21 protein-coding genes and 1 tRNA gene are annotated in these 20,615 nt (G+C 64.4%); 15 read left to right on the plus strand and 7 right to left on the minus strand.

Annotation, left to right across the window (positions count from 1 at the left end; all coding sequences use genetic code 11):
• Positions 1–245 precede the first annotated feature (245 nt).
• The 5 genes from GOSPT_RS21755 to rplA all read left to right on the plus strand — a co-directional run bounded on the left by GOSPT_RS21755 (position 246) and on the right by rplA (position 3,172).
• Positions 246–318, plus strand: a tRNA-Trp gene (locus GOSPT_RS21755).
• 38 nt (positions 319–356) lie between these two features.
• On the plus strand, positions 357–830 hold the full coding sequence (gene secE / locus GOSPT_RS21760) for a preprotein translocase subunit SecE (RefSeq protein WP_005209143.1): 474 nt from the start codon (positions 357–359) through the stop codon (positions 828–830).
• An 82-nt stretch (positions 831–912) separates the two neighbouring features.
• Positions 913–1,767, plus strand: a complete 855-nt coding sequence (gene nusG / locus GOSPT_RS21765; RefSeq protein ID WP_005209145.1) for a transcription termination/antitermination protein NusG — start codon at positions 913–915, stop codon at positions 1,765–1,767.
• Between the two features lie 105 nt (positions 1,768–1,872).
• Positions 1,873–2,304: a 50S ribosomal protein L11 gene (gene rplK / locus GOSPT_RS21770; RefSeq protein WP_005209147.1), complete on the plus strand. Its 432-nt coding sequence runs from the start codon at positions 1,873–1,875 to the stop codon at positions 2,302–2,304.
• Positions 2,305–2,455: 151 nt separating this feature from the next.
• Entirely contained in the window at positions 2,456–3,172 is a 717-nt protein-coding gene (rplA, locus tag GOSPT_RS21775) for a 50S ribosomal protein L1 (RefSeq protein ID WP_005209149.1), read from the plus strand.
• A gap of 115 nt (positions 3,173–3,287) precedes the next feature.
• Here rplA and GOSPT_RS21780 read toward each other — a convergent pair whose 3' ends face one another.
• Both GOSPT_RS21780 and GOSPT_RS21785 read right to left on the minus strand, forming a co-directional pair.
• On the minus strand, positions 3,288–4,220 hold the full coding sequence (locus GOSPT_RS21780; RefSeq protein WP_005209151.1) for an alpha/beta fold hydrolase: 933 nt from the start codon (positions 4,218–4,220) through the stop codon (positions 3,288–3,290).
• A gap of 128 nt (positions 4,221–4,348) precedes the next feature.
• Positions 4,349–5,920, minus strand: coding sequence for an amino acid permease (locus GOSPT_RS21785; RefSeq protein ID WP_005209154.1), 1,572 nt, complete (start codon positions 5,918–5,920; stop codon positions 4,349–4,351).
• Between the two features lie 264 nt (positions 5,921–6,184).
• Here GOSPT_RS21785 and GOSPT_RS21790 point away from each other — a divergent pair, with 264 nt between their 5' ends.
• Positions 6,185–7,141 (plus strand): L-lactate dehydrogenase, encoded by a 957-nt coding sequence (locus GOSPT_RS21790; protein WP_039857024.1) that lies wholly within the window; start codon positions 6,185–6,187, stop codon positions 7,139–7,141.
• 24 nt (positions 7,142–7,165) lie between these two features.
• Here GOSPT_RS21790 and GOSPT_RS21795 read toward each other — a convergent pair whose 3' ends face one another.
• Both GOSPT_RS21795 and GOSPT_RS21800 read right to left on the minus strand, forming a co-directional pair.
• Positions 7,166–7,525 (minus strand): winged helix-turn-helix domain-containing protein, encoded by a 360-nt coding sequence (locus GOSPT_RS21795; protein WP_039857021.1) that lies wholly within the window; start codon positions 7,523–7,525, stop codon positions 7,166–7,168.
• Positions 7,522–7,983, minus strand: a complete 462-nt coding sequence (locus GOSPT_RS21800) for a hypothetical protein (RefSeq protein ID WP_005209160.1) — start codon at positions 7,981–7,983, stop codon at positions 7,522–7,524. Before GOSPT_RS21800 ends, GOSPT_RS21795 begins: the two co-directional genes overlap by 4 nt.
• A 154-nt stretch (positions 7,984–8,137) precedes the next feature.
• Between GOSPT_RS21800 and GOSPT_RS21805 the strand changes: the two genes are divergently transcribed.
• Positions 8,138–8,974 (plus strand): DUF2786 domain-containing protein, encoded by an 837-nt coding sequence (locus GOSPT_RS21805; RefSeq protein ID WP_005209162.1) that lies wholly within the window; start codon positions 8,138–8,140, stop codon positions 8,972–8,974.
• A gap of 10 nt (positions 8,975–8,984) precedes the next feature.
• Here the strand turns inward: GOSPT_RS21805 and GOSPT_RS21810 are convergent, their stop codons facing one another.
• On the minus strand, positions 8,985–9,485 hold the full coding sequence (locus GOSPT_RS21810; RefSeq protein WP_245548771.1) for a hypothetical protein: 501 nt from the start codon (positions 9,483–9,485) through the stop codon (positions 8,985–8,987).
• A 55-nt stretch (positions 9,486–9,540) separates the two neighbouring features.
• On the opposite strand from GOSPT_RS21810, the gene GOSPT_RS21815 reads away from it, so the two are divergent.
• A complete protein-coding gene (locus GOSPT_RS21815; RefSeq protein ID WP_005209167.1) occupies positions 9,541–10,041 on the plus strand; it encodes a TIGR04338 family metallohydrolase in 501 nt (166 codons plus the stop codon).
• Here the strand turns inward: GOSPT_RS21815 and GOSPT_RS21820 are convergent.
• Together GOSPT_RS21820 and GOSPT_RS21825 are read right to left on the minus strand one after the other, a co-directional pair.
• Complete coding sequence (locus tag GOSPT_RS21820) at positions 10,008–12,119, minus strand: CocE/NonD family hydrolase (protein ID WP_005209168.1); 2,112 nt, start codon at positions 12,117–12,119, stop codon at positions 10,008–10,010. The genes GOSPT_RS21815 and GOSPT_RS21820 overlap by 34 nt on opposite strands.
• Positions 12,120–12,361: 242 nt before the next feature.
• Entirely contained in the window at positions 12,362–13,600 is a 1,239-nt protein-coding gene (locus tag GOSPT_RS21825; RefSeq protein ID WP_005209170.1) for a glycoside hydrolase family 76 protein, read from the minus strand.
• Between the two features lie 294 nt (positions 13,601–13,894).
• On the opposite strand from GOSPT_RS21825, the gene rplJ reads away from it, so the two are divergent.
• The 7 genes from rplJ to GOSPT_RS21860 all read left to right on the plus strand — a co-directional run bounded on the left by rplJ (position 13,895) and on the right by GOSPT_RS21860 (position 20,614).
• A complete protein-coding gene (gene rplJ / locus GOSPT_RS21830; protein ID WP_005209172.1) occupies positions 13,895–14,419 on the plus strand; it encodes a 50S ribosomal protein L10 in 525 nt (174 codons plus the stop codon).
• Between the two features lie 98 nt (positions 14,420–14,517).
• Positions 14,518–14,907 carry a 50S ribosomal protein L7/L12 gene (gene rplL / locus GOSPT_RS21835; RefSeq protein WP_039857022.1) on the plus strand — a complete coding sequence of 130 codons (390 nt, stop codon included), beginning with the start codon at positions 14,518–14,520 and terminating at the stop codon, positions 14,905–14,907.
• A 331-nt stretch (positions 14,908–15,238) separates the two neighbouring features.
• Positions 15,239–16,513 carry an ABC transporter ATP-binding protein gene (locus GOSPT_RS21840; RefSeq protein ID WP_005209176.1) on the plus strand — a complete coding sequence of 425 codons (1,275 nt, stop codon included), beginning with the start codon at positions 15,239–15,241 and terminating at the stop codon, positions 16,511–16,513.
• Between the two features lie 2 nt (positions 16,514–16,515).
• Positions 16,516–17,322, plus strand: coding sequence for an MlaE family ABC transporter permease (locus tag GOSPT_RS21845; protein ID WP_005209182.1), 807 nt, complete (start codon positions 16,516–16,518; stop codon positions 17,320–17,322).
• A 2-nt stretch (positions 17,323–17,324) separates the two neighbouring features.
• Entirely contained in the window at positions 17,325–18,197 is an 873-nt protein-coding gene (locus tag GOSPT_RS21850; protein ID WP_005209184.1) for an MlaE family ABC transporter permease, read from the plus strand.
• Between the two features lie 3 nt (positions 18,198–18,200).
• Entirely contained in the window at positions 18,201–19,538 is a 1,338-nt protein-coding gene (locus tag GOSPT_RS21855; protein WP_005209185.1) for an MCE family protein, read from the plus strand.
• Entirely contained in the window at positions 19,535–20,614 is a 1,080-nt protein-coding gene (locus GOSPT_RS21860) for an MCE family protein (RefSeq protein ID WP_005209187.1), read from the plus strand. The genes GOSPT_RS21855 and GOSPT_RS21860 overlap by 4 nt, the downstream gene beginning before the upstream one ends.
• Position 20,615: the final 1 nt, after the last annotated feature.

The raw sequence follows: 20,615 nt of genomic DNA on the forward strand, positions 1-20,615 counted from the left end.
GGGCAACCGGAAAATCACGCCGATCGGCGCTGGTGGGGGCGGGTCGGTGCAGGAAGTGTTTTGGGTTAACCGGGGCGGGTGTTCTACACTGAAGTGTCAGGTTTACCCTTGACTTGCGCGCCGCCCATAGGGTGGCGCGTTGGTTTTGTCGGCGACGGCCCATCGGTTTCGGATCGGTAGGCTGGTTCCGGCAGGTCGACCATGACCGGTGGTTGCAGAACTCGCGAGAGTGAACGCAGCCGCAAAGGGGCGTAGCTCAACTGGCAGAGCAGCGGTCTCCAAAACCGCAGGTTGCAGGTTCAAGTCCTGTCGCCCCTGCCCTGGAGAGGGCACACGTTGACGAGAGGACCTCGAAGGTGAGCAAGCGAGATCGAGCAGCCCGCGCCAAAAACGACGGGCAGTCCACCGCCGCCGATTCGGCAGCGGAGGAGCTCGAGACCCGCGACGACGCCGTCGAGGACGCAGATGGCGGAGCCTCGGATGCGTCGTCGGGCGATCTTCGCCCGACGGGTAAGCGTTCGGGACGTCGTCGCTCGTCAGCGGGTGCCGTCGACACGACAGACGGTGATGCGGATTCCGACGGTGGATCCGCAGTCGCCGTCAAGGAACGCAAGGTAAAGAAGGCGTCCGAGCAGAGCAGCAATCCGTTTGTGCGGATCTGGGTGTTCATGCAGCAGGTCGTCTCGGAGATGAAGAAGGTCATCTGGCCGACGCGGCGCGAGACGATCACGTACACGATCATCGTGCTCGTGTTCGTGGTGGTGATGACCGCGTTCATCTTCGGGATCGACATCGGCTTCGCCAAGCTAGTTCTCTGGATCCTCGGCTGATTCGGGCTCACTCAGGTGAGCCCGCTCCCGACCGGGTCATCCGACGGACGACCAACTTCATGAAAGAGGAGCGTGGGCTGCAGTGAGCACCCCGGATAACGAGTTCGACCCGACCGACACGGTCGAGACCGACGTCACTGACGCCGGGAGCGAAGCGACCGTGGACGAGACCGACGATCCGGGCACCGAGGCGCAGGTCGAGGCCGCACAGGACGACGCCGCAGCCGTCGACGGTGGCGAAGAGGCCGTCGAGCAGGCAGAAGCCGCCGAGGACGCCGCAGCTGATGCCGACGCAGCAGCGGCCGAAGCCGAGGAAGAGGTCGACCCCGCCGAGGAACTGCGCAAGCAACTGCGTCGCGCACCCGGCGAGTGGTACGTCATCCACAGCTATGCCGGTTACGAGAACAAGGTCAAGACCAACCTCGAGACCCGCGTGCAGAACCTCGACGTCGGCGACTACATCTTCCAGGTCGAGGTCCCGACCGAAGAGGTCACCGAGATCAAGAACGGCCAGCAGAAGAAGGTCAACCGCAAGGTGCTGCCCGGCTACATCCTGGTGCGCATGGACCTCAACGACGAGTCGTGGGGCGCGGTGCGCAACACCCCGGGTGTCACGGGCTTCGTCGGAATGACCAGCAAGCCGTCGCCGTTGAGTCTCAATGAAGTGCTGCAGTTCCTGCTGCCGCGCACCCCGGCGAAGAAGGCCACGGCCAAGGGCGCCGAGAGTGTCGAGCAGGCCGCAGCGGCTGCGACGTCGGTCGTCGAGGTCGACTTCGAGGTCGGTGAGTCGGTCACCGTCATGGACGGCCCGTTCGCCACGCTGCCCGCGTCGATCAGCGAGGTGAACGCCGAGCAGCGCAAGGTCAAGGTGCTCGTGTCGATCTTCGGTCGCGAGACGCCGGTGGAACTCGGCTTCAACCAGGTCGAGAAGATCTGATACCTGCCGAGAAGATCTGAAACCTGCTCCGCACGGACGGAGCAACACACAAGCTTCCACGCCTCCAGCGGACGTGGATCTGCAAGAAACAAACAAGGAACAAGGATGCCTCCCAAGAAGAAGAAGCTCGCCGGGATCATCAAGCTCCAGATCCAGGCAGGCCAGGCAAACCCGGCCCCGCCAGTGGGTCCGGCGCTCGGTCAGCACGGCGTGAACATCATGGAATTCTGCAAGGCGTACAACGCCGCGACCGAGTCGCAGCGTGGCAACGTCGTGCCGGTCGAGATCTTCGTGTACGAAGATCGCTCGTTCGACTTCAAGCTCAAGACCCCGCCCGCAGCCAAGCTGCTGCTCAAGGCTGCCGGTCTGCAGAAGGGTTCGGGCGAGCCGCACACCAAGAAGGTCGGCAAGGTCTCGATGGACCAGGTCCGCGAGATCGCCAAGACCAAGGCCGAAGACCTCAACGCCACCGACATCGACCAGGCCGCGAAGATCATCGCCGGTACTGCACGATCGATGGGGATTACCGTCGAGTGAGCTTGCGAACTCGCGCAAGAATCACCGTCGAGTGAGCTTGCGAACTCGCGCAAGTTTGACCGTCGAGGGCTGATCAGCCCGCTGAGTGGGAGGGCCGGCTCGGCCCACACACCACCAACCCGAATCATCAATACGGAGAAAGAACAGAGCAATGAGCAAGAGCAGCAAGGCCTACAAGGCCGCGGCCGAAAAGGTCGACAAGGACAAGCTCTACAGCCCGCTGGAGGCTGCTGAGCTGGCGAAGGAAACGTCGTCGAAGAACACCGATTCGACCGTCGAGGTCGCAATCCGGCTGGGCGTCGACCCGCGTAAGGCAGACCAGATGGTTCGAGGCACCGTCAACCTGCCTCACGGCACGGGTAAGACCGCCCGCGTCATCGTGTTCGCCGCAGGCGACAAGGCCGCCGAGGCCGTTGCAGCCGGTGCCGACGAGGTCGGCGCCGAGGACCTGATCGAGAAGATCCAGGGCGGCTGGCTCGACTTCGACGCCGCGATCGCCACCCCTGATCAGATGGCCAAGGTCGGCCGTATCGCGCGTGTCCTCGGACCGCGCGGCCTGATGCCGAACCCGAAGACCGGCACGGTCACCACCGACGTGACCAAGGCGATCAACGACATCAAGGGCGGCAAGATCAACTTCCGCGTCGACAAGGCAGCCAACCTGCACTTCGTCATCGGCAAGGCGTCGTTCGAGCCGAGCGCGCTCGCCGAGAACTACGGCGCAGCGTACGACGAGATCATGCGCGCGAAGCCGTCGGCCGCGAAGGGCCGCTACATCAAGAAGGTGACCGTCTCGACGACGACGGGCCCGGGCATCCCGGTCGACCCGGCCGTGACGCGCAACTTCACCGAGGCTCCTCAGGACTGAGAGCGTCATCTGTTGTAGCGCAACAGTTTCGAAGCCCCCGAATGCCACTGGCGTTCGGGGGCTTCTGCGTTGGGATCTATCCGACGACGTCGCCGCTATCCGACGATGCCACTGTCTATCCGACGACGCGCTCAGCGAAGGCGATGATCTCGTCGGCGACCTCGTCGCGGATGGGCGGCTCGTTGTGCACCTCGTGCCGGTAGCCGGTGTAGATGCGGGTGCGCACGTCGGAGTGTCCGCTCGCGGCGAGCTGATTGCCGACGTGGTAGGCGCCCTCGCCGAAGTTGGCGACGGGGTCGGCGTCGCCCGCGAGGATGAGGACGGGGAGGTCGGAGCGGACTGTCGGATACCAGGTCTCGGCGTTGACGGCGTCGTAGAGATCGACGAATCCGCGGATGAATCGCACGGACATGGGTGCGCCGAAGTTGTTGAAGGGGTCGCGGGCGTGGTCGCGGACGACCCCGGGATCGCGAGCCACCCATGCCGTGGGGAAGGCGTCGGGGCCGAAGCGCGCGGTGAAGCCGTCGAACATCTGCCCCGCGTAGGTCTCCGTCGCTGTCGACGTCGGGTCGGACTCCGCGGCCAGGGCCTCGCGGTCGAGGACGTCGTCGATGCCGTGGATCTGGGCCGCGATGCCGCAGAGGATGAGTCCCTTGAGCCAGTCGCTGTCGTCGGACACGAGACCGCGCGCGATCATCGAACCCCAGGAGTGCCCGAAGACGACGTAGGGCAGGTTGGGGTAGAGCTCACGCACCTTGGCGCGCAGGCTGCGTTCATCTGCGACGACGACCTTGTCGGCGTCGTCTCCGGCGTCGGCCCAGACTCCCGAGGTCATGGCCGTCTTGCCGTGTCCTGCGTGGTCGTCGGCGACGACGACGAACCCGGCGTCGAGCAGCTTGGTGATCAGTCGAAGGTAGCGGCGCGAGTGCTCACCGAGTCCGTGGACGATGTGGATGATGCCGCGCGTCATGGTGGCGGGCTCGTAGACCCAACCGAAGATGGTGTCGCGACCGTTGGCCGACGTGAACTCGATTTCGTGAAGTGACAACGCTGTCCTCTTCCGACGGGCCGCGAGCGCGGCGTGACTGTGTCACGTCCGAGGTTAATCGCGTGGGGCCGTGCTGGGGTCGGCGTCGTGCGCGCGCTGCCTGATCGGCTCGCCCAGACGCGCCCAGGTCAGGCGTCGACGGGTTCGGCGTCGACCTGCTTGATCGGTCCGGTGAACCACTTCTTCACCGACACGTGCCAGTAGCCGTAGAGCAGGATCAGTGCGCCGCCGACGAGCAGCGGGGTGTAGTTGACGTACTTCCACTCGAAGCTAGCGTCCCAGGGCATGCCGCCGAGCGAGGTCGGGAACATCGCGACGAGCGAGGTCAGCGCGATCTCGATCAGCGCGAGTGGCGCGATCCACTTGTACTTGGAGCCCAACGTCCACGAGCCGGCCTCGAACGAGTCTCCCGCTTTCCAGCGGTAGTAGATCGGGACCGCGAAGCACAGGTACAACCCGACGACGCCGATCGAGACGACGGCATAGAAGGCGACGGGTACGGGTGCGCCGTTGATGTCGACCGATACCAGCGCGGGCAGGGTGATGATCGCGGCGATGGTGGCTGTTGCGACAACGGCGTTGGCGGGCATGCCATTTGAGCGGACCTTGGACCAGAGCTTGTGGCCGGGCACGGCGCCGTCGCGGCTGAACGCGAACATCATTCGCGACGCACTCGTCTGGCATGCGGCCGTGCAGAAGAGCTGGCCTGCGGTGGAGATGATCAGCACGACGCCTGCCCACTTCGAGGTGAGCGCCTGGGTGAAGATCGTCGCGACCGCGCCGCCACTCTTGGAGACGCCGTCTGCGTCCTGGACTGCGAACAGGAAGCTGAGCAGCAGGATCCATCCACCGACTGCGGAGTAGGCGATGGAACGCCAAATGCCCTGTGCCGCAGCGTTGGCCGCGCCCTTGGTCTCCTCGGAGAGGTGGGCGGAAGCGTCGTAGCCGGTGATTGTGTACTGGGTGAGGATCGCCGAGATGGGCAGCACGAAGAGGATGAAGCCGAAGCCCGACGTCTTGCCGTCGAAGATGCCGCTGTTGTTGACGGTCTTGGCGAAGACGTCGGAGAAGGATGCGTGCTGATCGGGGAGCAGGAACAGGATGAGAATGACTGCGGCAGCACCGAATACGTGCCACCAGACCGAGATGTTGTTGAGCATCGAGAGCAGGTGACCGGAGAAGATGTTGATCAGCGCCGAGCAGGCCAAGATGATCAGGAAGATGATGAACACTCTGGTCAGGCTGTACCCGTCGAGCCATGACTGGCTGAATGTGCCGATGGTGAGGTCGAGGAACGTCGCAGCGCCGTACGCGACCGATGCCAGGATGGCGATGAGGCCGATGAGGTTGAGCCACCCGGTGTAGAAGCCCGCCTTGGCGCCGCCGAGTTTGGCTGCCCACCAATAGATTCCGCCGGATGTGGGGTATGCCGAGACGAGTTCGGCCATGCAGAAGCCGATCAGCAGGATGAAGATCGAGACGATCGGCCAGCCCCATGCGATCGCGGCCGGTCCGCCGTTGTTCCATCCGAGTCCGAAAGACGTGAAACAACCCGACAGGATCGAGATGATCGAGAACGAGATCGCGAAGTTCGAGAATCCAGACCACGAGCGGTGCAGCTCCTGGGTGTAGCCGAGTCTCGCGAGGTGGGCCTCGTCGTCGGAAAGATCCTCGGCAACGGTGTCATGGCCTTCTGGCATGGGTGTGCTCCCCCGGGTAAGTGATGGTGCGACGCGCCGTTGCGATGCGCAGACCAGCAGAACATAAGCTCTCCGTGGTGATTTCGCATGCCAGAAACGGACATGACGACGAATTCGTGAGTGTGATGGTCGCTTCTGTCGCGAAACTGCGGTATGGACGGCGGGTGAAATGATCGACGATCGGGCTGCGGACATGGCGTCGGCCGACGATAATCAACCGCAGGGGCGAGGATTTCGGGGCAGCACGAGACACAGGCGGTGAACGTGAGACAAGCCCGACCGAGCAAGCTGGCCATCATCGGGGCAGGCGCCGTGGGTACCGCGATCGCGTATGCGTCGTTGATTCGCGGTGTGGCGCGCACGATCGCGCTGATGGACATCAACACGTCGAAGGTGACCGCAGAAGTCCTCGACCTCTCGCACGGACTCGAATTCGTGCCGCGCGCCGACATCGTCGGCGACGACGACGTGTCGGTCTGCGCAGACGCCGACGTCGTCGTGTTCACCGCGGGAGCAAAACAGAAGCCGGGGCAGTCGCGGCTCGAATTGGCCGAAGCCACAATCAATTTGACCAAGAACATCCTGCCCGGTGCCATCAAGGTCGCACCCAACGCGATCTACATCATGGTCACCAACCCCGTCGACATCGTGACCTATGCGGCATTGAAGTACAGCGGGCTGCCCAGCAATCAACTGTTCGGTTCGGGCACGGTGCTCGACTCGTCGCGCCTGCGGTTCCTCATCGCGCAGCACGTCGGCGTCGCGGTGCAGAACGTCCACGGCTACATCGTCGGCGAGCACGGCGACTCCGAGATCCCGCTCTGGAGTTCGGCGTCGATCGGTGGCGTGCCGCTGCTGGAGTGGAAGCCGTTGCCGGGCGGTCAGGCCATCGACGCCCCGGCGCGCGAACGCATCCAGCACGAGGTGGTGCACGCGGCGTACAAGATCATCGAGGGCAAGGGCGCGACCAACTACGCCATCGGGCTCGCGACGACACGCATCATCGAGGCGGTGCTCAACGACGAACACCGCGTGATGCCGATCTCGACCGTCACGGGCGGCTACGAGGGACTCGACGACGTATGTCTGTCACTGCCGACGCTCATCGACCGCAACGGCGCGGGCAGCCGACTCGAGATCAAGATGTCCGACGCCGAGCACGAGGGACTGATGAAGTCCGCCGAGACGCTGCGGGAGATGCAGGACAAGTTCGGGCTGTAGCGCCGCTCGCCGGCGCGCGCTAGGTCAGGGTTTGGCCTCGGCGTCGAATGGGGCGTCGGGTTGTTGCGTGCTGTCCTGGTGCGGGCCGTCTTCTCGCGTGCCGCCGACGATGGCCTGCAGCGCGGCGACGTGGCCGGTGAACGCCTCGCGTCCGGCGTCTGTGAGGCGGGCCCGGACGCTACGTCGACGACCGGTGCTCGGGCGTTCGGTGCTCACGTAGCCGGCAGATTCCAGCGTGGCGAGCTGCTTGGACAACGCTGAGTCCGACAGGGCCAGTCGTTCTCTGAGGTAGCCGAAATCGGCCCAATCGGCGGCGGCGAGGGTCGCGACGAGCGTCAGGCGGGTGCTCGGGTGGATCAACTCGTCGAATTTCGGTGTGCTCACGCGCCCACTCGCCCGCGGATGTCGTCGAAGATCTGCGGTCCGCCGAAGCCCAGGATCGCCGCCACGAACACGGCTGCCCAGATGGACGGGTGCCGCGTGCCGTCGGCGTCGAGTGCCAGCGCTGCGCCAACCGTCACGACGACCGCGGTCAGCAGCATGGCGATGACGATCAATGGGATGCGACGATCGGCCACGCTGCGCGCGGGGCGTACGTGTGTGCTCGCGCGGCGGCCGTCGAAGAGTCGGGAGGCGATCGTCGAGTGAACCACGCCGAACACGATGGTCGCGACGGTCGTGACCCACGGGGGAGCGAATGCGCCGATGACGCCGAGAACGACCCAGGAGACGGCCATCGCCCACCAGTAGATGCGGGGGAGCCCGAGGTCGTCGGCGACCCGACGACGTGCTCCGTCGACGGACCCGAGCGCCTCACGCGCTTGGTCGGGAGTGATGTCCATGAGGTCTCCTCGGTGGGTGGTCTTTTGCCGTGGATGTTTGTGGGCCACTTTCCGTATAGGAAAGTAGTCTCTACTTTCCTACTGGGAAAGTCAACAGATTCGACAAATCCTCCGTGGAGTGGAACCAAACGGCCATCGATCTAGTCTGATCTGTATGCGCGACGACAAACTCCTCACCCGGATCGCGGGGCTGCTGCGGCAGGCCGAGAACACCGACAACGAGCACGAGGCCGAGACGTTCATGCAGGCCGCGCAACGGTTGGCGACGTCGGCCTCGATCGACCTTGCGGTGGCCCGTGCCCACGACCCCGCGGCCAGACGCAAGACGACGCCGATCACCAGGCAGGTCGCGATCGGCGAGACCGGAAAGCGTGGATTGCGCACGTACGTACAGCTTGTCGTCGCGATCGCGCGTGCCAACGACGTGACCGTCGACGTCGCGGGCAACAACACGTTCGTGCTCGCGTACGGATACGAGGCCGACATCGACACATGTGAGGCGCTCTACACGTCGCTGCTGATCCAGATGGTCGCGGCGAGCGACGCCTACCTGCGATCGGGTGACTACCGGGGCGAGACGTCGGCGCGGGTGGTGCGCAAGGGGACGGGTTGGCGGTCGAGGAGAGTCGTCGAACGTAAGCCGCTCGCCCCGATCACGGCGCGGTTGAACTTCCAGTCGGCGTTCGCCGAGCGGATCGGCGTGCGGCTGACCGAGGCACGCGATGCCGCACGGGCGGAGGCGGTGGCGCGTGACGACTCCCGCGAACTTCCCGCGGGCTCGACGTCGACCGCACTTGCGTTGCGCGACAAAGAACTCGAGGTCACCAGCTTCTACAAAACCGAGTCGACGGCGCGCGGCACCTGGCGCCCGACGACCGCGTCGTCGGGGTACTCGGAGGGCGCGCGCAAAGCGGGCGACCGCGCGGGGCGTCGAGCAAAGATCGGTGCCGACCGCGAATTCGGCGCTCCCCGTGGGGCACTCGAGGGTTAGGGTGGGCGGCTCAGCGCATCTCGCCCTGCAGCGCGTCTTTGTAGCGCGCGTTCTGGGCGGCGTCGGTGCCCTCGGGAAAGGTCATGACGATGTCGACGACCTGAAAGTCTCCCGGATGTGCACCCGCGTAGAGCTGGGCACGGCCGGAGGTGGGGAACTGCATGAGGACGACTTGGTCGGATTCGACGGCGCTGCTGCACCCGGCTTCGGGGCATCGCGCGGCGGTTGCGTCGTGACGACCGGTGACGGGCAGTCCGGTGGCCGCGATGCGGTCGAGCACCTGATTGAGTTGGGCGGGGTCGACGGGATTGTCGACGTACGACGTCGAGGGCGCCGATACCGCTGTGACCTCACCCGCCGACGAACTGCAGCCGGTCAGCGCAACCCCGACGATCGCGGCGCCGACGATCGCGGTCGCGGCGGACTTCCCGATGGTGTGCGAGCGCGGCGTCATCGCGTGGACTCCCTGCGTGTCGAGGTGCGAAATGCTGACGTCGTCGAGCCTAGTCATGGCGGAGCAGCTCGCCGCATACGCCATATCGGGGTGCGACAGGTCGGGGAGCGTCATGGCGCCGCGTGACACTCGACGCGAACGGTTCTACGAGGCCGAGCGCATGGTGTTCCGGATGTTCGAGCGTGCAGGCGGTACGCACACGGTGCAGCTCGCGGGCACGGAGCTCACGCTGCCCGTCGAGGTCCAGTTCGCATCGGTCGACTCCGTGCGCGACTACGTCGGTCGCGTGCTGTCGATGCCGTCGGTGAAGCAGCGCTTCGACGCCGCGTCGACGCCGGTGTCGGTGCGGGCACGCCGCGGACATCGCTCGGCCCACTACGCACGACGCGTGGACTCGGATCAGCGTGAGATCGCGATCCCCGACTCCGCGGAGGGCCGCTGGGCGCTGCGCGAACTGGTCGTGCTGCACGAGATCGCGCATCACCTCGACGATTCAGGCGGACCGGCGCATGGTCGGGAGTTTGCGACGACGCTGACCGAGCTCGTCGGCGTGGTCCTGGGACCGGAGGCCGGGTTCGTCTACCGCGTGGTGTTCGCGGATTCGGGTCTGTGAGGGGTTCGCAGGACCTGGCTCAGAAGCCCTTCGCCCGCAAGGAAAGTCAGGTGGCTCGGGTGCTCAGGGTCGAGGACCAGGCGTTGCCTGCGGCCGCGCGCCTTCACCAGATCGGGCACGACGGTCAGATAGCGCGGGAAACTTGCGGCGTATACGTCGACGCGTAGCCGATGGCCGGGTTCGAGGACGGCATCGGTCGGGACGAGATCGACGTCGATGCGCACCGGGGCGTCAGGTGGCACCGGCAGCTTGCGCTTGCGCGACAAGAAGTGGTGCGCGCCAACGAGACTGCCGTCCGAGGCATAAGTCGACTTGCTGGGATCGAGCGCCCGATTCGACGCCGACAGTGCGCCGTTGGTCAGCACCTTCGACGTTCCATTCGGCGCGACGTCGTTGACGGTGACGGCCCAGATGGCCTCATGTGCCGTGGTGGCGACGTTGAGGCGCAGATTCATCGCACCGCTGATCTGCGTCTGCTGGGTGACGGGAGCACTGGTGAACGAGAGTGCGCCGCGCTCTTGGAATCTGGCGTCGGAGGTGAAGGGTTTACCCAGGGCCATCGTCGCGCCCGCGGTCACCTGTGTCATGTCGCGCGAGATGAGTCCGCGGACGTCCGGGCGGACGTGCAGCGAGGTGTAATCGGTGCACGGTGTGGATTGCAGGCTGCCGTCGTGTACGCAATGTGTTGCGCTGGAGGAACATTCGCTCGACAAGTAGAGCCGACGCGGTGCGACGCCCTGGCGCGGGAACGACTGGCCCGCGGTCCACGTGCCACCCTGCTGGCGCAGCGTCACCGGTCCGTAGTGCTCGACGCCGTTCGCGTGTCCCTTGAGCCAGCGGTCGAACCACGCGCGCTCGAGGACGTCGAGACGAGGTGGCGCGAATTTGCCGCCATAGCCGGACCCGACGTCGAAGTGATAACCGTCGCCGACGATCAACTGCTTGCGGCCCGGTTCGAGGTTCAGACGCTCGTAAATCCCTGTGGCACTACGACCGAAGAGGTCGTGCCATGCCCCGACGGTGAGCGTCGGCGCCTCGATCTGATCGATCTGCGGATCGCGGGCGTCGAAGTACGGGTCGTCGAAGATGCGGTCGTCGCGGGCGGTGAGGAAGCCCCAGAGGAGCGACGGGATCTCGGTTGCCGGAGATGCGACACGGTCGCGAAGGTAGCGGAAGTGATTGCCGCGCAGAACATCTCGCAGCAGAGTCGACGGATTCGGTACCCACTTCAGGATGTTCACCACGGACAACCATGCCGGGATGAACGCCGAGGGCATGCCGCCGGTGATGTAGATGTCGCGCACGATGTCGTCGCAGCCCTCGACCGCGAAGACCGCGCCGAGCTGGGGCGGCCGCTTGTCGGCGGCCTGTAGCGAGTTGATGGCCGAGTACGACCATCCCGCGAGTCCGACCTTGCCGTTGCACCACTCCTGCTCGGAGACCCAGTCGATGATCTCGACGGAATCCTGCTGTTCACGTGGGCCGAGGATCTCCCACTTGCCGTGGCTGGCGCCGGTGCCGCGAACGTCGACGATGATCTGGGCGTAACCGCTGCGCACCAGGTTTCGATTGATGCCGAAGACGTCGATCACGCCGCCGGCGAGTACCTGGGTCAGGGTGGTCAGCCCCTCGAGCGGTGTGCCCGTCGCGTCGACCGATCGGGCTGCCGCGCGCACGGCACCTCCGATGACAGGGGCGTGCATCGTGGTGTCGATGAAGTCGATCGCCGCTCGGTTGTACGGGTTGATGTTGATGATCGCCGGGTAGGGCGTCGTCACCACGTCGCCGAAGCGTGTGGCCGGCCGGACGATGGTCGCCCGCAACTCGACGCCGTCGCTCATCGTCAGAGTGACATCGCGGTCGATCGAGACGCGTGGGTAGACCTGCGGGCCGTCGACCTGCTCGCGCCAGCGCATCGCACTGGCGCCGCCGGTGGGGTCGCCGAGGGGGAGTGTGCCGAAGACTGGTGTGTCGGTGACGGATCGGCGCAGCGACGAGGGGTCACGTGGAAATGGCTCTATGCGCGCGCTCTCTGTCGGCGCGTGCTCGTTCGCTGTCGGTCCCAACTGAAACGCCATGGTGCATCAGCCTGCCTTGGAGGTCACTGCACCTGCGTCAGCCGGTCGTTGTCCGGTGGGCGTGCTGCCGCGGATGCCATCACTTCATCGTGTCGGTAGGAGTGACACGAACCGCGTTGTGGCCAGCCACAACCCCACCCAGATGTGGTCCACATCACTCCGGATCTCGACAATAGTGCATGTCGTGTCTCAGAACGCTAACTAGGGGGCGTCAATTTGGCGCTCAGTGCCATAACTGCAGGTCAGGGGCGAACATTTTGTTCGGATAGTCCGAGATCTATTGCGGCAGCGGCCTCGAGGACCATCCAACCGGACAGTTGAACCGACAGATCGCGCTCGGGAACCGACGACGAATTGACCGCTCCCGCGATGAATGCGGCGTCGGTGCCGCCTCTTGTCGGCCGGACCGCCTGCTGGTGCCAATCGGCGCTGAAGACGACCGTGTCGTCGACTTCTGCACGTGTGGACCACGCGGCGTCGGCGCTGCTGAGTACGAGGGCGGCGCTGCGTCGACGCAACTCGTCCGCGCCGGGCAGATCGGCGGGGAGATCGGTGGCGACCAGAGCCAGGTAGCGCGCGAGCACGCCCATGAACAGGCCGCCGTCGCCTCCGCCCGCTCCGCGGATCACGCCGTCGGGGCACTCGTGGGATTCGACCGCCGTCAGGAGTCGATCGATGCGGTCGAGGTGAACCGTGTCGCGGGTGCGGCGCGCCGCCTCCACCTCTGACCCGAGTACGACGCCCTGACAGTAGGTGTAGATGGCGGTGACGCGTTCGAATCCGTCGTCCTTCGGCTTGATGCCGTCGATGACGAGGTGGGAGTCGGGGTCGACGAGGGCGGAGTCCATCCAGTCGCACATCGCAAGCGCGCGGTCGAGGTGGCCTGTGCGCGCGAGCAGGATGGTCGCCGGGCCGTTCGCGGGCGCATTGAAGAAGGTGTCGATGGTGCGCCAGGGGATTCCGCCGCCGCGCTCGGGCTCCCAGGCGTTGTACATACGTGTGCTCAGGGTGCGTAGCGCCTTGGGGTGGTGGAGGTCGAGGTGACGGTCGGCGCGTTCGATCGCCAGACCCAGCCAGGCCATGTCGTCGTAGTAGTTGTTGGTCCAGCGGCCGAGGTTGCGTAACCGGATTCCGCGGAGCAGGCGGTTGGCGACGTCGGCGAGGTGTGGGTCGTAGGACATGTCGTCGGTGGGGCGATGGATCGCGGCGTCGACGATGAGGTCGAGAAGGTGTGCGTGCCACCAGTAGTGCCAGAATCCGAAGCGACTGCGGACGACGTCGAGCGGTAGTCGCCCGAGTGGCCAGGCGATCGTCGCCAAGCGTGTCCCCGGGACCCACCATGCGTGCCTCAGATGTCGGCCGAGAATGGCGTCGGCCGCGATCGCCGCTCGAGCGTTGGGTTCGGTGACAACAGATACGTTGGACTCTGGGACATTGGGTTCTGGTACACCGTCTGCGGACGATTTGGATGCATTCCCCATGGTCGGGTAGCCTATTACTTCGGTGTGACGTGCACATGTACGTCGTATCGGTTCAACCAGAGACCGTCGGTCATCGGGAGCGATTCCGATCGAAGGACGACTGCAGCGTCGCAAGGCGCGAGGTCGGCGGCCCACGCAGGGAGAACGAGGAATAGTGGTGGGCGCCTGGTGTGCCTTGCCGAGAAACTACGCCCCGTGCCATCTGCGTGCCGGGGCGTTTATTTGTTTCGCCCCTCCTTGCGGGTATCTGGTCCGAACTCTGACCAACTCGAGTGATGAGGAAGGAGGCGAAGTATGGCCAAGTCCGAAAAGATCGCAGCAGTCGCTGAGATCGCCGAGCAGTTCAAGGGCTCAACGGCGACGGTCGTCACGGAATACCGTGGATTGTCCGTCACCCAGATCACCGATCTGCGACGTTCCCTCGGCGAGGGCGCAACCTACTCCGTCGCCAAGAACACCCTGGTGAAGCGTGCCGCTGCTGAGGCGGGCGTTGAGGGACTCGACGAGCTGTTCTCCGGCCCGACCGCGATTGCCTTCATCGAAGGTGAGCCGGTGGTGGCCGCGAAGGCGATCAAGAACTTCGCCAAGGACAACAAGGCTCTGGTCATCAAGGGCGGGTACATGGATGGCAAGTCGCTGTCCGTTGCCGAGATCGAAACGATCGCCGACCTTGAGACCCGTGAGGTCTTGCTGGCCAAGCTCGCCGGTGCCATGAAGGGCAACTTGGCAAAGGCCGCCGGACTGTTCAATCAGCCGGCGTCGCAGGTGGCACGACTCGCTGCCTCCCTGCAGGAGAAGAAGGAATCCGCAGGCGAATAAGTACCTCGGTACTCATCCGCCAGCACACAAGCATTCCCCCGCGCGGGGATTGACAAGACAAGATGCCCCGCGTGGGGACTTACAGGAAGGACGCCACCATGGCGAAGCTCACCGCTGACGAGCTCATCGATCAGTTCAAGGAACTGACCCTGCTGGAGCTCAGCGATTTCGTGAAGAAGTTCGAAGAGGTCTTCGAGGTCACCGCGGCCGCACCGGTCGCCGTTGCCGCTGCAGGCGCACCGGCTGCTGCCGGCGCCGACGCTGCTGCCGAGCAGGACGAGTTCGACGTCATCCTCGAGGGTGCCGGCGACAAGAAGATCCAGGTCATCAAGGTCGTGCGTGAGGTCGTTTCCGGCCTCGGCCTGAAGGAGGCGAAGGACCTCGTCGAGGGTGCTCCCAAGCCGATCCTGGAGAAGGTCGACAAGGAGGCCGCTGAGGCCGCCAAGACCAAGCTCGAAGAGGCCGGCGCCAAGGTGTCCGTCAAGTAAGACGGCGCCTAAGCGACGCTCTTCATACGAGCCCGGGACAGCTGTGCTGTCCCGGGCTCGTTGCTGTCCGCGGGTAGCCCACAGTTGCCGCACAATGTGACCGCCAACCTACTTTTGTTATGTCGGTGGCATGGGATACTCTCTTGGGCAGTCAGGTTACCGGCCGGTAATTGGTCAAACCTGAGAACCGCCGAGAGGCGGTGTGGATACGGGGGAGCAGTCCGCTAGAGTGACCCCAACCACAGTTGAGTCCGCCTGCGTTTGTGCCGCCTATGTCCGATGTCTTGCCTTGGCTGCCGCGCTTCGGGACCCGAGTTTCTTGGAGGATGTAGTGGGTGTTGAGGTCAGCGTCGAGGGGCTCACCAAGTCTTTTGGTTCTCAGAACATCTGGCGTGATGTGACGTTGACCTTGCCGTCGGGTGAGGTGTCTGCACTGCTGGGGCCGTCCGGTACCGGTAAGTCGGTGTTTTTGAAGACGCTGATCGGGTTGCTGCATCCCGAGCAGGGTTCGGTGGTGATCGACGGCACCGATATCACGCAGTGCTCGGCCAAGGAGCTCTACGAGATCCGCAAGTTGTTCGGGGTGTTGTTCCAGGACGGCGCACTGTTCGGATCGATGAGTTTGTACGACAACATCGCGTTCCCACTTCGTGAGCACACGAAGAAGAAGGAAGACGATGTCCGCAAGATCGTGATGGAGAAGATCGATCTGGTCGGTTTGGCCGGCGCCGAAGACAAGCTTCCCGGTGAGATCTCCGGTGGTATGCGCAAGCGCGCCGGGTTGGCGCGGGCATTGGTCCTGGACCCTCAGATCATTTTGTGTGACGAGCCGGACTCGGGTCTCGACCCGGTGCGTACCGCCTATATCTCCCAGTTGCTGATCGACATCAATGCGCAGATCGACGCGACGATCCTGATCGTCACGCACAACATCAACATCGCCCGCACGATTCCGGACAACATCGGCATGTTGTTCCGTAAGGAACTGGTGATGTTCGGGCCGCGTGAGCAGTTGTTGACCTCGGAGCAGCCGGTCGTCAAGCAGTTCCTCTCCGGTGATCGGTTTGGTCCGATCGGCATGTCGGAGGAGAAGGACGAGGCGGTGCAGAAGCAGGAAGAGGCTATGCAGGCCGCCGGCATCGGTGGTGGCGGCACGAAGGATGATTTCTCGGAGATCATTCCGCAGGTGCAGCCGAATCCGGGAATGCCTGAGCGCAAGGCCGTGGCCCGTCACCGCGAACGTGTGTTGGAGTTGTTGCCGTCGTTGCCGGAGAACGCGCAACGCGCGATCCGTGAGTCGATGCAGCAGGAAGACCAGATCCGGGAGGAATCCCGAGCCCACGCCGCCAACACCCACGGCGTCGAATGGTCCGACACCGAGGGTGGCCTGCAGGCAGGCAGCGAGAACGTCATGGTCGACACCTCCACCGACGTCATCGATCACGGTGACCGCAATCAGGGTGGGTACGGAAACGACTACGCCGGTGACGATTACGCCGGTGACGATGCGCAGACCCAGCAGTGGGCTGTGCCGGAGGAAGCGAAGACTCAGCACATCGAGTCGGAACGTCCCGAGGGTGGGCGTCACTACGGCGGGGGCTCATAGGTATGACGAATGCCACCACGCGTGGCGTCGACAGAATCGCGCGGGCCGGTGAAGGTGCACTCGCCCAGACAGGCAATATCGTCCAGCTTTTCGTCGATGTAGCACGCCAGACTTTCGTGCGCCCATTCCAGTGGCGCGAGTTCATCCAGCAGGCATGGTTCATCGCAAGCGTGACGATCCTGCCGACTGCGCTCATCGCGATCCCGTTCGGCGCCATCGTGTCTCTGCAGACCGGTTCGCTGATCAAGCAGCTCGGAGCGGAGTCGTACACCGGCGCCGCGTCGGTGCTGGTCGTCATCCAGCAGGGCTCACCGCTGGTCACGTCGCTGTTGATCGCGGGCGCCGCGGGCTCGGCCGTCGCCGCCGACCTCGGATCGCGGACCATTCGCGAAGAGATCGACGCGATGGAGGTGCTGGGCATCAACCCCATCCAGCGCCTCGTCGTACCTCGTGTGCTCGCAATGGTGCTGGTCGCAATCCTGCTCAACGGTCTGGTCGCCGTCGTCGGTATCGGTGGTGGCTACTTCTTCAACGTGGTCGTCCAGGGCGGAACGCCGGGTGCATACCTGGCGTCATTCGGTGCGCTTGCCCAGCTTCCCGACCTCTGGATCTCACTTCTCAAAGCTGCCATCTTCGGTGTGATCGCGGGCGTCGTCGCGTCGTACAAGGGACTCACCCCGAAGGGCGGCCCCAAGGGCGTCGGTGACGCGGTCAACCAGAGCGTCGTCATCACCTTCCTGCTGCTGTTCCTGGCCAACCTGATCATCACTGCGGTCTACCTGCAGATCGTCCCGCCGAAGGGGAGCTGACCATGGCCGGTGGAGTGACTATCGCCAAGAGCCGCCCCGAGTACTACATGTACGAGGCGCGCAAACAGCTCGGCAAACCACTGAAGTTGCTCGACGGTGCGGGCGAGCAGATGTCCTTCTACGGACGCACGCTCGCCTGGATTCCGCGCACGCTGGTCCACTACACGCGCGAGGTCCTGCGCATTCTCGCCGAAGTGGCGTTCGGTTCCGGCGGTCTCGCCGTGATCGGCGGCACCGTCGGCGTGATGGTGTTGATGTCGGGTTTCACCGGCGTCGTGGTCGGGCTGCAGGGCTACGCCGCACTCGACCAGATCGGCTCGCAGGTGCTCACCGGCTTCTTGTCGGCGTACGTCAACACCCGAGAGGTCGCGCCACTCGTCGCAGGTCTCGCGTTGTCGGCGACGGTCGGTTGCGGTTTCACCGCCCAGCTCGGAGCCATGCGCATCTCGGAAGAGATCGACGCGCTGGAGTCGATGGCCGTGCCGTCGATCCCGTTCCTGGTGTCGACGCGCGTGATCGCAGGTTTCATCGCGGTCATCCCGCTCTACGTGCTCGGACTGTTGTCGGCGTACTTCGCCTCAAGAGTGGTGACGACTGTCTTCAACGGACAGTCCGGCGGCTCGTACGACCACTACTTCAACCTGTTCCTACCACCGGAAGACGTGTTGTGGTCTTTCGGTAAGGTGCTGGTCTTTGCGTTCGTGATCATTCTCGTGCACTGCTACTACGGCTACTACGCAAGTGGTGGCCCCGCGGGTGTCGGCGTGGCCGTCGGACACGCGGTTCGAGCGGCGTTGGTCCTCATCGCCGTGCTCGACTTCTTTCTCGGCCTCGCCATCTGGGGGACGACGACGACTGTGAGAGTGGGGGGCTAGGCGATGACAGTGATTCGTCGCCGGTTGCTCGGACTGGTGTTCTTCATCGTGGTCGCACTGTTCTTCACGCTCACGATCATGAAATTCAACAAGGACTTCACGACGTTCACCGACGTCACGCTGAAGACCGACTCGGTGGGTAACGCGCTACCGACGAATGCTGACGTGAAAGCGCGCGGCGTTCTCGTCGGCGAGGTGCGCGACGTCGAACCCGCAGGCAATGGCACGGTCAACGTGACGCTCGGCCTCAAGCCCGAGATGGCTGCGCAACTGCCTGCCGACACCACCGCGCGCATCCTGCCCAAAACGCTGTTCGGTGAGCGCTACGTCGCACTTCAGGTGCCCGAGCAGGCGTCGGGTCCGACGCTGGCAAACGGCGCGACGATCCAGACCGACACGAGCGGCAACGCGAAAGAGGTCCAGGATCTCCTCGACCGTCTGCTGCCTGTCCTCGACGCGATCCCGCCGCAGGACCTCAACGTGACGCTGACCGCGCTGTCGCAGGCACTCTCGGGTCGCGGTGAGCAGATCGGTACGACGCTCGAAGAGCTCAACACCATCTTCGGTCGTCTGTCGACGCCGAAGAATCTCAACTCGCTCGAGGGCACGTTGCAGGGCCTCGCGTCGTTCTCGAAGACCTATTCGACGGCGTTGCCCGACGTCATCGACGCACTCGACAACTTCCGGACGACCAACAAGACGATCGTCGACCGTCAGGGCGACCTGCGGACGTTGATCGCAACGCTCGGAACCGCGTCGACCGACACGACCAACTGGTTGCAGCAGAACGGCAACAACCTCGTCGATCTCGTCACCGACTCGGAGCCGTTCCTGACCGGACTCGCCAAGCAGTCGCCGACGTTCGTCTGCGCCTTCCACAACTTCGCGACGCTGATCCCGGAATCGGAGAAGATCGTCGGAAAGGGCACCAAGAATCCCGGTGTGCGCGTGAATCTGCAGTTCGTCAATCCGCGCGGCCGCTATCTGCCCAACCAGGACGAGCCGCGGTTCTTCGACCAGGATGCCCCGGCTGTCTGCTACGACCCGCCGACCAACGGCCGCCCGTTCCCGCAGTACCCCGGCGGTAGCCTCGCCGACGGCTCGTACCAGCCGCCGTCGCGCAACCCCGGCCCGACGACCGTCCAGAAGCTGCCGCAACCGCAGTTCACGAAGACCCCTGTCGGGACAATCCGCGAGAACTCGTTCGACGATCCGACCTACCGGGCGCAGCTGAAGGTGATCTACGGCGCGGCCAGCGGGACCGAACCCGACGACGTGCCCACCTGGACCACCATGATCGGTGCTGCGCCACTGCAGGGAGCGCAGGTGCACATCAAATGAAGTCCATTGTGGGGCCGTTGACCAAGCTGATCGTCTTCGCTGTGGTCACCGTGGTCGCGACTGCGCTGCTCGCGCTGACCATCGCCAACATCGGTGGTGGGGCAGACAACGACTACAAGGCCGTGTTCTCCGACGCGTCGATGCTCAACAAGGGCGACGACGTGCGCATCGCCGGTGTGCGTGTGGGGCAGGTCAGCAACGTCGAGGTCTACGACAAGAACCGGGCACAGGTCTCGTTCAACGTCGACCGCCAGCTGCCCGAGGGTGCGCAGATCTACATCAAGTACCGCAACCTCACGGGTCTGCGTTACCTCTCGGTGGAGAAGGGTGCGGGCGATGCGTCGCAGACCGTGAACCCCGGCCACACCTTCGGCGCGAACCCGAACGAGAACAACACGCATCCCGCGGTCAACCTGACGCAGCTGTTCAACGGCTTCAAGCCGCTGTTCCGCCAGCTTCAGCCCGAAGACGTGAACAAGCTCTCCGACGAGATCATCAAGGTCTTCGAGGGTGAGTCGAGCAACGTGTCGAGTCTGATCAGCGACACCGCAGATCTGACCAACTCGATCGCGGACAAGGACGCCGTGATCGGCGACCTGATCACCAACCTGACCAAGGTTCTCGACACGGTCAACCGTAATGACGAGCAGTTCACCGCACTCCTCGACAACACCGAGCAGTTGGTGACGGGCCTTGCCGCACAACGCGGTTCGGTCGGTTCGGCGATCACGTCGGTCTCCAACCTGACAGCGGTCACGGCGTCGATCCTCACGTCGACGCGGCCGTCTATTCAGGGCGACATCGCCGGCCTCAAGCAGGTGGCCGACCAGGTCAACAAGCGTCACGACGACGTCGCGCAGATCCTGACCAACCTGCCGATCAAGCTCCAGAAGATCGGCCGTGCGGCGACATTCGGTTCCTGGTTCCAGTTCTATCTGTGCGGAATCGACGTCGTCGCAGGAAACGGCAAGTCGACGCTGCTGACGCAGCCGCTCGTGCCGCTTCCGTACATCAACCACGTCCTTTACACCAGCGCGGCAAGCCGTTGCTGGAAAGACAACCAGCCAGGGGGGTGAG

The sequence above is a fragment of the Gordonia sputi NBRC 100414 genome (assembly GCF_000248055.1).
In the GTDB taxonomy this organism is placed as follows: domain Bacteria; phylum Actinomycetota; class Actinomycetes; order Mycobacteriales; family Mycobacteriaceae; genus Gordonia; species Gordonia sputi.